Source organism: Enterobacter cloacae complex sp. GF14B (assembly GCF_004136805.1).
Classification (GTDB): Bacteria; Pseudomonadota; Gammaproteobacteria; order Enterobacterales; family Enterobacteriaceae; genus Enterobacter; species Enterobacter hormaechei_C.
The window spans coordinates 51533-59962 of the sequence record NZ_QFRV01000023.1 but is presented as its reverse complement, the minus strand read 5'-3'; the positions used below and the strand labels follow the sequence as shown (position 1 = coordinate 59962).

The window sequence follows — 8430 nt, the reverse complement described above, 5'->3', positions numbered from 1 at the left end:
ATTTGCCTGGCGGCTTTAGCGCGGTGGTCCCACCTGACCCCATGCCGAACTCAGAAGTGAAACGCCGTAGCGCCGATGGTAGTGTGGGGTCTCCCCATGTGAGAGTAGGGAACTGCCAGGCATCAAACAAGTGAAGAGGCCATCCGCAAGGATGGCCTTTTTGCGTTTGTTTGCTGAAAAACGGCAGGCCGTAAGGCGAAGCCGCCATCCGGCAACTCAGAGCGCACTATCCACATTCAAACGACGCAATTGCCGCTGATGGAAACGCCCAAGGATCAGCACCGTCGTTAACGCACCAAGCAGCGCGCAAAACATATCAGACTGGGTATCCCATGGATCGCCCTGCGTCCCCAGAAAATCATCCGCACCCTGTCCCATCGCCAAAGCAGCCCACCACTCAATGAGTTCATAGGTGGCGCTAATGGCCAGAGCAACACAGCACACCAGAAACCCCGTCATCTTATGTCCACGAACATACCCACCGCGCAGCAGAATTTCTCGCGCTGCCAGTGCGGGAACCAGCCCCTGGAAGAAGTGACCGAGCTTGTCATACGGATTTCGGCTAAGCCCGAGCATCTCCTGAACCTCAAAACCAACCGGAACCTTTGCGTAGGTGTACATTCCACCAACCATCAGAATGATGGCGTGGAAGAAAACCAGAGTATAGAGAAGGGGAGTCAAAGGGTATCGCCGGTGTGTGGCAAGCAGAAGTGGGATGATGATAATGACGGGCGTCACCTCCATCAACCAGGTGACGCGATCGCTCGTGAACAGGCCGGTATAAAACAGGATCAACAGCAGGAGCAGTGACCCGACTTTTAAAGCAGATAAGGTCATATCATTTTCATTGTCAGGAAAAAAAATCACTATTACCTGACAGAAGGGAAAATTCAATGCGTAGCGGGGACAGAAAAGCAAAAACCCAGCCATAGGCTGGGTTCTTTAAATAGTGGTGCCCGGACTCGGAATCGAACCAAGGACACGGGGATTTTCAATCCCCTGCTCTACCGACTGAGCTATCCGGGCAACGGAGCGCATTAAACCGCAATCGCGCGCGATCGTCAACATTATTTCGGGAAAAGCTGTTCAACTGCTTAAGTTTGCGGCAATCTGTCCGTTTGTGTCCTGGAATTGCACAAATCTTCCAGACAGTTCAGGCAAGATGTGACAATGCTGGCGGTAAGAGGAGGGCAGTATGGCAAACGACTGGCTTGAGCTGCGTCAGCATGCAGAAACAGGTATTGAGACAATTAAGGCGCATTTCGAAGGACATGCTTTTGATCCCCACTGGCATGATAGCTATCTGGTCGGAATAACCCTTTCCGGCACGCAGCAGTTTCACTGTCGCCGTGAACGCCACCGTAGCCAGCCGGGCGATGCTTTTTTACTTGAGCCCGGGGAGATCCATGACGGTGATGCACCGGTAGAGGGGGGCTTTACTTATCTGACCTTTTATCTGGATGAACACTGGCTCACCCGTACGCTTCAAGGGCTGTACGACTCTACTCCCGGGAGCTACACCCTCCACTTTGCCCAAACGCTGACGCGAGAGCCTCAGTTGGTGCGTGCTATCGGTGATACATTTGCCTCGTTGCATAACGATGAGATGAAGATCGTCCAACAGAGCACAATGGATAACCTGCTCTCTCAGATAACTACCCACTGCCACTGGCGTAAGAAACTCCCGTCGCAATTACAAAGCTCCGCTGTGGCGCATCGTGCCCGCGACTATCTCTATGCGCATATCGGCGAGAACGTGGGGGTATCAGACCTTGCCCGCGAGACGGGTACGGATCGCTTTACCCTCACCCGCTGTTTTAAACGCGAATTTCACCTGGCACCGCACGCCTGGCTTATCCAGCTGCGACTGGCAAAGGCCCGACAGATGCTGGCGTGTGGGGAACTGCCTGTTGATGTTGCGACGGCAGTGGGTTTTGCCGATCAAAGCCATCTTGGTCGCTGGTTCCAGCGTGCATACCGTATTTCTCCGGCACACTACCGCCGGTTGTGCACAAACCTTCCAGACGTTTCCAGAAAATAACGGCACATTCGTGGCTCTAATAAAAAAGGAGTCACCTGTGAATTTATTACCCTTCCTGCTGTTTGCATTTGTCGCCTCGATTACACCGGGGCCAACCAACATTCTGGTACTGGCTAACAGTCAGCACTTTGGCGTAAAAAATACGGTTCCTGCGATCCTGGGCGGGTGTATTGCCGCCAGCGCTATTGTTCTGGTTTCAGGCGCTGGGGCAGGAGAAGTGTTACGCCAGTATCCACTGATACGTCAGGTAATGAGCTGGGCGGGTGTGCTGTGGCTTTCCTGGATGAGCTGGCAGCTGTTTAGCGCCCCGGCCGCGAATCTCTCCTCCAGAAGTCACGTCCGATTTACCGCGCGGGCGGCGGCGTTACTACAGGTTGTAAACCCAAAAACATGGATGATGGCGCTGGCAGTTGTCAGCCTGTTTGCTCCGGCAAGCGACCATGCATTACGGGATATTACGCTGATGGCGCTATGGTTTCTGGCGATCTCCGTGGTCTGTTTGTTGTGCTGGGCGTGGCTGGGGAAGGCGGTGAACCGGATTTTCCGCACCACCGTGGCGATGGTGCGATTTCAGCGCGCGATGGCGCTGTGTTTGTTTATTTCCGCCTGGATGGGAATGCTGGCTTAGGTCAGTGCACCACCCATACGACACTGCGCGAACCGCAAAATATCTTCCGCCAGACGGTGCGCCGTATCCACATCCGCCTGGCTACGGTTCACCAGCATGCGGCTCAGGCAACCTTCCAGCACCAGCTCCATCTGCTTCGCGACCATTGCCGGATCATCCACTTCAAGTGTGGTCAGCAGCTCATGTGTGAACTCGTGCGCGGCTCGTTTTTGCTGATCTGCCAGTTGATGGATGGGGTGCCCAGGATCCGGATAGTAGGTGCAGGCGGCGATAAACAGACAACCTGGGTAACGGTTGTTGGTAACACACTCCGTCAGTGCGGTATAGCGCGCCAGCAGCTTTTGCTCGGTGGTCAGTTCTTCATTCAGCATCAGCTGCCTGCGCCAGATATCCACCTGCTGGCTGAGATAGCGCAGGGCATCGTACAGCAGCGCCTCTTTATCCGGCCAGAAGCGCTTAAGTTCATCCAGAGGGTAATCGATACGGTCGGCGACCATCTCAAGCGTGGTGCTGGCGATCCCTTGAATCTCAAGCAATTGCAGGGCTTGTCCCAGTACGTCTTCGCGTTGCACGGTTATCTCCTCCGCTATTCCCAACGGTTTGTCCCGTCTAAAGTGTTGTTTACGGTTGGCGATTGCGCAAATGCGCGTTGAATGCCGTCGCGTCCATAAACCCGGTTACACGCTGCGTCGGCTGTTCTTCCCCCTGTTCATTGAAGAACAGGATGGTAGGCAACCCGAGCACGTTAAGTTGCTTCAGCAGAGCCTTATCCTGCGTGCTGTTGGCGGTAACGTTCGCCTGGAGCAGAACGGTATCGCTCAGCGCATGTTGTACCTGCGGATCGCTGAAGGTGTATTTTTCAAACTCTTTGCAGGCCACGCACCAGTCGGCATAGAGATCGAGCAAGACCGGTTTGCCTTTCGCCTGCGCCAGGGCGTGGTTAAGGTCATCTACGTTTTTAATCTGTATAAAATTCAGATGAGCCTGCGTTTGACCTGCCGGGGTGCCAAACGCCCAGTCCTGTAGCGGACGGACGCTCACCAGCGCGGCCGCCAGCAGAAGGATCTGTAGCAGGCGCATCCACGGTTTCTTCGCCCCCAGACTCACGATAAACGCCCAGCTGAAGAAGGCCACGCCGAGCATCGCCCAAAGACGTGTACCCCACACATCACCGATGATGCGCTCCAGCAGAAATACCGGCAGCGCCAGAATGACAAAACCAAACGCGGTTTTCACCGTCTCCATCCACGGGCCGCTTTTCGGCAGCAGACGATTGCCAAACACCGTCACCAGGATCAGCGGCAGGCCCATGCCGAGCGCGTAGAGGTACAGCGTGCCGCCGCCGAGCCACAGGTTGCCGCTCTGAGCAATGTATAACAGGATGGCGCTCAACGGCGCAGTGGTGCAGGGGGAGCAAATCAGCCCGGCGATGGCACCCATGGCGAACACGCCGCCCGCAGAGCCACCCTGCTGACGGTTGCTCATCAGCGTCAGACGGGTTTGCAGGGAAGAGGGCAGTTGCAGGGTGAACAGGCCAAACATCGACAGCGCCAGCAGAATAAACACCGCTGACAGTCCGATAAGCACATAAGGATGCTGAAGGGCGGCCTGGAACTGCAACCCGGCAGCGGCGACCACGAGGCCGAGCGCCGTATAGGTTAACGCCATGCCCTGTACATAGATAAAGGCCAGCAACAGCGCACGGGCGGTGGAAAGGCGTTGTTTACCGCCCAGCACGATGCCAGAGATAAGCGGGTACATAGGCAGTACGCAGGGCGTAAAGGCGATGCCGATACCAATCAATAACGCCCAAAGTGCTGAGAACGGAAGGTCTGAAGTGGCTTCGACTGCGCCTTCACCCTTCACCCTGGCCCTCTCCCCTGAGGGGAAAGGGGAGGCAGCGGCTTTCACTTCGCTAAGCGGAACGACCTTTGTTTCAGGTGGGTAACAGAATCCGGCGTCTGCGCAGCCCTGATAGGTGACCGTTAATGTGGCACCTTTATCGGCATGGTTCACCGTGACGGGCACGCTTAAGCGCTGGCGATAAATTTCACTCTTACCGTAGAACTCGTCCTCGTGCCACACGCCAGCGGGCATCTGCAATGCGCCGACGTTCGCCTTTGCCGGCGTGATGCTGACCTGCTTGCGATAGAGGTAGTAACCCTCTTTCACCTGCCAGGTGAGACTGAGATCGTGCTGGTTTTGCTGAAAGTCGAAAACGAATGCCTGGTCGGCAGGAATAAAGTTCGAACGGCCGGGTGCGTCAAACAACCCGGCAAAAACTGACGTGCTGCACAGCAGCAGGATCAGCGTAATGAAGCGTTGAGCCATGAGAGATAATCGTTATCGCCGTGGACCACTGGCAGCACCAGCAGCTCCGGGGTTTGGTATGGATGATGAGACTTGAGGCAGTCGAGGAGCGCCTGCTGGTTTGTCAGGTTGGTTTTGAGCAACATCTGGACTTCGTACTCTTGCTCCAGCTTGCCTTCCCAGTAATAAAGGGAGGTGGCGCCGGGAAGAAGCGTGACACAGGCAGCCAGTTTTTCGGCCAGCACTTTGGCGGCCAGATCCTGGGCAGAAGCTTCATCAGGGGCGGTGCACAGTACAACAACAGCATCAGGCGTGTTCACAAGTCGACCTCCTCATCACGAAAGTCTTCACTATATCACGCAAGGCGGTTGGTCATTAATGAAACGGGCCGCAGAGCGGCCCGTTTTTAACTATTTTTACAACGGCTAATCGTTTACAGCACAATGCCGCCGATGATAAAGCCGAGGATCACGCAGAGCGTAATCGCCACCACGCCCGGGATGAGGAACGCGTGGTTAAACACGTACTTACCAATACGGGTTGAGCCGGTGTCATCCATCTCAACTGCGGCCAGCAGGGTTGGGTAGGTTGGCAGCACGAACAGGGCGGAAACCGCTGCAAAAGAGGCAATCGCCGTCAGCGGCGTCACGCCCAGCATCAGTGCCGCAGGCATCAGCGCTTTGGTGGTCGCAGCCTGGGAGTACAGCAGCGTCGCGGCAAAGAACAGCACTACTGCCAGCAGCCACGGATAGTTGTGCAGCAGGTCGCCTGCAACGGTCTGGATATCGCTGATGTGCGCTTTCACAAAGGTATCACCGAGCCACGCCACGCCCAGCACGCACACGCAGGCGCTCATACCGGATTTGAAGGTGCTGGCGTTCAGCACTTCACTGGTGTCGATTTTACAGGTGATGCTGATCAGCGTCGCGATGGTCAGCATAAACACCACAATGGCTTCGTTACGCGGCAGAACCGGGTTCTGGATCAGACCTACCGTGTCGCTGATGGCGGTCGCGTAGAACATCACGGCGACGATACCAATCAGAAACAGCAGCACGGAGCGTTTTGCATGCGGCTTCAGCTCGAAGACCTGGCTACCGCGCAGGCTCACTTCACCTTTTGCCAGACGCTCCTGGTAAACCGGATCGTCTTTCAGCTCGGCACCGAGGAAGTTACACAGCACGGCAGTGATCATTACCGCAATCAGCGTGACCGGAATACAGATTGCCAGCAGCGTCAGGTAACTTACGCCCATTGGCTCAAGGATGCCCGCGAAGAAGACCACCGCCGCGGAAATAGGCGAGGCGGTAATCGCAATCTGGGAGGCGACCACGGCAATAGAAAGAGGGCGAGACGGGCGAATACCCTGCTCTTTCGCCACTTCGGTGATGACCGGCAGCGTGGAGAAGGCAGTATGGCCAGTACCGGCGAGAATGGTCATAAACCAGGTCACCAGCGGGGCAAGGAAGGTGATGTATTTCGGATGGCGACGCAGCATACGCTCCGCCAGGCTCACCAGGTAGTCCATACCGCCAGCGACCTGCATGGCCGCGATAGCAGCAATAACCGCCATGATGATTTCGATAACGTCAAAAGGGATTGCGCCGGGTTTAATCTGAAAGATCAGGGTAAGTACAAGCACTCCGAGACCGCCAGCAAAACCGATGCCGATTCCCCCGAGTCGTGCGCCCAAATAAATCGCCAACAGGACGATGACGAGTTCTGCTCCAAACATAAAGACCTGCCTTGCTCATTAACAAGTTGATATTGAATTGTTGTGTTTTGGTAACGCCCATAAAGAAAAAAGGCACGTCACAAGTGACGTGCCTTTCGGAAGCTTAGCCTGAACGGTTACTGTTCGCTTTCATCGGTATATCGTTTCGCTTTATATGCCGGGTGCATCAGGTTCTGGGCGGAGAAGATATCGTCCAGTTCGGCTTCGGTCAACAATCCTCGCTCGAGAACCACCTCACGTACGCTCTTACCGGTTTCGGCACAAATCTTCCCGACGATATCGCCGTTGTGGTGGCCGATGAAGGGGTTGAGGTAGGTGACGATGCCGATGGAGTTATAGACGTAGCCTTCACACACTTCTTTATTCGCGGTGATGCCGTTAATGCATTTTTCCAGCAGGTTGTAGCAGGCGTTGGTCAGAATATGGATAGATTCAAACATCGCCTGGCCAATCACCGGCTCCATCACGTTCAGCTGGAGCTGACCGGCTTCGGAAGCCATGGTGACGGTCGTATCGTTACCAATAACCTTGAAGCAAACCTGGTTCACCACTTCTGGCACCACCGGGTTCACTTTAGCTGGCATGATGGATGAACCCGCCTGCAACTCTGGCAGGTTGATTTCATTCAGGCCAGCGCGCGGACCGGAGGAGAGCAGGCGCAGGTCGTTACAGATTTTGGACAGTTTCACCGCCAGACGTTTCAGGGCGCTGTGCACCATCACGTAGGCGCCGCAGTCTGAGGTAGCTTCAATCAGGTCTTCCGCAGGCACAACCGGCAGGTTGGACACTTCAGCCAGCTTCTGTACCGCCAGTTGCTGATAGCCATCTGGCGTGTTCAGGCGTGTACCGATGGCGGTTGCGCCCAGGTTCACTTCCAGCAGCAGTTCGGACGTACGCAGCAGGTTTTTCGTCTCTTCGTTCAGCAGCACGTTAAACGCGTGGAATTCCTGTCCGAGGGTCATTGGCACCGCGTCCTGCAACTGGGTACGGCCCATTTTCAGGATGTCCTGGAACTCAACGGCTTTACGCTGGAAGCCATCGCCCAGCTGATTAATCGCGTCGACCAGTTTGACGACAGAGGCATACACCGCGATGCGAAAGCCGGTTGGGTAGGCGTCGTTGGTGGATTGACATTTGTTAACGTGGTCGTTCGGGTTCAGGTACTGGTATTCACCTTTCTGATGACCCATCAGCTCCAGGCCGATGTTTGCCAGCACTTCGTTGGTGTTCATGTTGACAGAGGTGCCCGCGCCGCCCTGATAGACGTCGACCGGGAACTGATCCATGCATTTGCCGTTGTTCAGCACCTCATCGCACGCGGCGATAATCGCATTTGCAGCGCTTTTAGGAATGGTTTGCAACTCTTTGTTTGCCAGAGCCGCGGCTTTTTTTACCATCACCATGCCACGCACAAATTCAGGGATGTCGCTGATTTTGCTGTTGCTGATGTAGAAGTTTTCAATCGCTCTCAGAGTGTGAACACCATAGTAGGCATCCGCTGGAACTTCCCTGGTACCCAACAAATCTTCTTCGATACGAATGTTGTTTAACATGTGAACCTTCTTTTCAAGCTGCCGATGGATTGTACTAAACACACAGTATATATGTGGTTTTGAATATTTTATGACCGACGATTATTCCCTCAATCGGCCAGATGTTCGAGATCATATGCTGATGATAGCGAATTGCCGTAAGCTGGATCACTTATTATCGACC

The 8430-nt window shown here is 54.9% G+C and carries 8 protein-coding genes, 1 tRNA gene and 1 rRNA gene; 3 read left to right on the top strand and 7 right to left on the bottom strand.

The features are described from left to right. Positions 1–5: 5 nt before the first annotated feature. Positions 6–121, top strand: a 5S ribosomal RNA gene (gene rrf, locus DD606_RS10410). Between the two features lie 95 nt (positions 122–216). Here rrf and DD606_RS10405 read toward each other — a convergent pair. Together DD606_RS10405 and DD606_RS10400 are read right to left on the bottom strand one after the other, a co-directional pair. Then, positions 217–837: a DUF2238 domain-containing protein gene (locus tag DD606_RS10405; RefSeq protein ID WP_129258592.1), complete on the bottom strand. Its 621-nt coding sequence runs from the start codon at positions 835–837 to the stop codon at positions 217–219. Positions 838–950: 113 nt separating this feature from the next. Further along, positions 951–1026 (bottom strand) — tRNA-Phe (locus DD606_RS10400). 169 nt (positions 1027–1195) lie between these two features. On the opposite strand from DD606_RS10400, the gene DD606_RS10395 reads away from it, so the two are divergent. Further along, on the top strand, positions 1196–2041 hold the full coding sequence (locus tag DD606_RS10395; RefSeq protein WP_129258590.1) for an AraC family transcriptional regulator: 846 nt from the start codon (positions 1196–1198) through the stop codon (positions 2039–2041). Between the two features lie 37 nt (positions 2042–2078). Further along, positions 2079–2669 carry a LysE family translocator gene (locus tag DD606_RS10390; protein WP_003855903.1) on the top strand — a complete coding sequence of 197 codons (591 nt, stop codon included), beginning with the start codon at positions 2079–2081 and terminating at the stop codon, positions 2667–2669. Here DD606_RS10390 and DD606_RS10385 read toward each other — a convergent pair. The 5 genes from DD606_RS10385 to aspA all read right to left on the bottom strand — a co-directional run bounded on the left by DD606_RS10385 (position 2666) and on the right by aspA (position 8267). Further along, positions 2666–3241 carry a transcriptional regulator gene (locus DD606_RS10385; RefSeq protein ID WP_017383972.1) on the bottom strand — a complete coding sequence of 192 codons (576 nt, stop codon included), beginning with the start codon at positions 3239–3241 and terminating at the stop codon, positions 2666–2668. The two genes, DD606_RS10390 and DD606_RS10385, sit on opposite strands and share 4 nt — an antisense overlap. A 49-nt stretch (positions 3242–3290) precedes the next feature. Beyond that, positions 3291–5000 carry a protein-disulfide reductase DsbD gene (locus DD606_RS10380; RefSeq protein ID WP_023324030.1) on the bottom strand — a complete coding sequence of 570 codons (1710 nt, stop codon included), beginning with the start codon at positions 4998–5000 and terminating at the stop codon, positions 3291–3293. Then, a complete protein-coding gene (gene cutA, locus DD606_RS10375; RefSeq protein ID WP_003855908.1) occupies positions 4976–5299 on the bottom strand; it encodes a divalent cation tolerance protein CutA in 324 nt (107 codons plus the stop codon). The genes DD606_RS10380 and cutA overlap by 25 nt, the downstream gene beginning before the upstream one ends. Positions 5300–5412: 113 nt before the next feature. Continuing rightward, positions 5413–6714, bottom strand: coding sequence for an anaerobic C4-dicarboxylate transporter (locus tag DD606_RS10370; RefSeq protein WP_003855921.1), 1302 nt, complete (start codon positions 6712–6714; stop codon positions 5413–5415). Positions 6715–6830: 116 nt separating this feature from the next. Further along, a complete protein-coding gene (aspA, locus tag DD606_RS10365) occupies positions 6831–8267 on the bottom strand; it encodes an aspartate ammonia-lyase (protein ID WP_003855923.1) in 1437 nt (478 codons plus the stop codon). Positions 8268–8430: the final 163 nt, after the last annotated feature.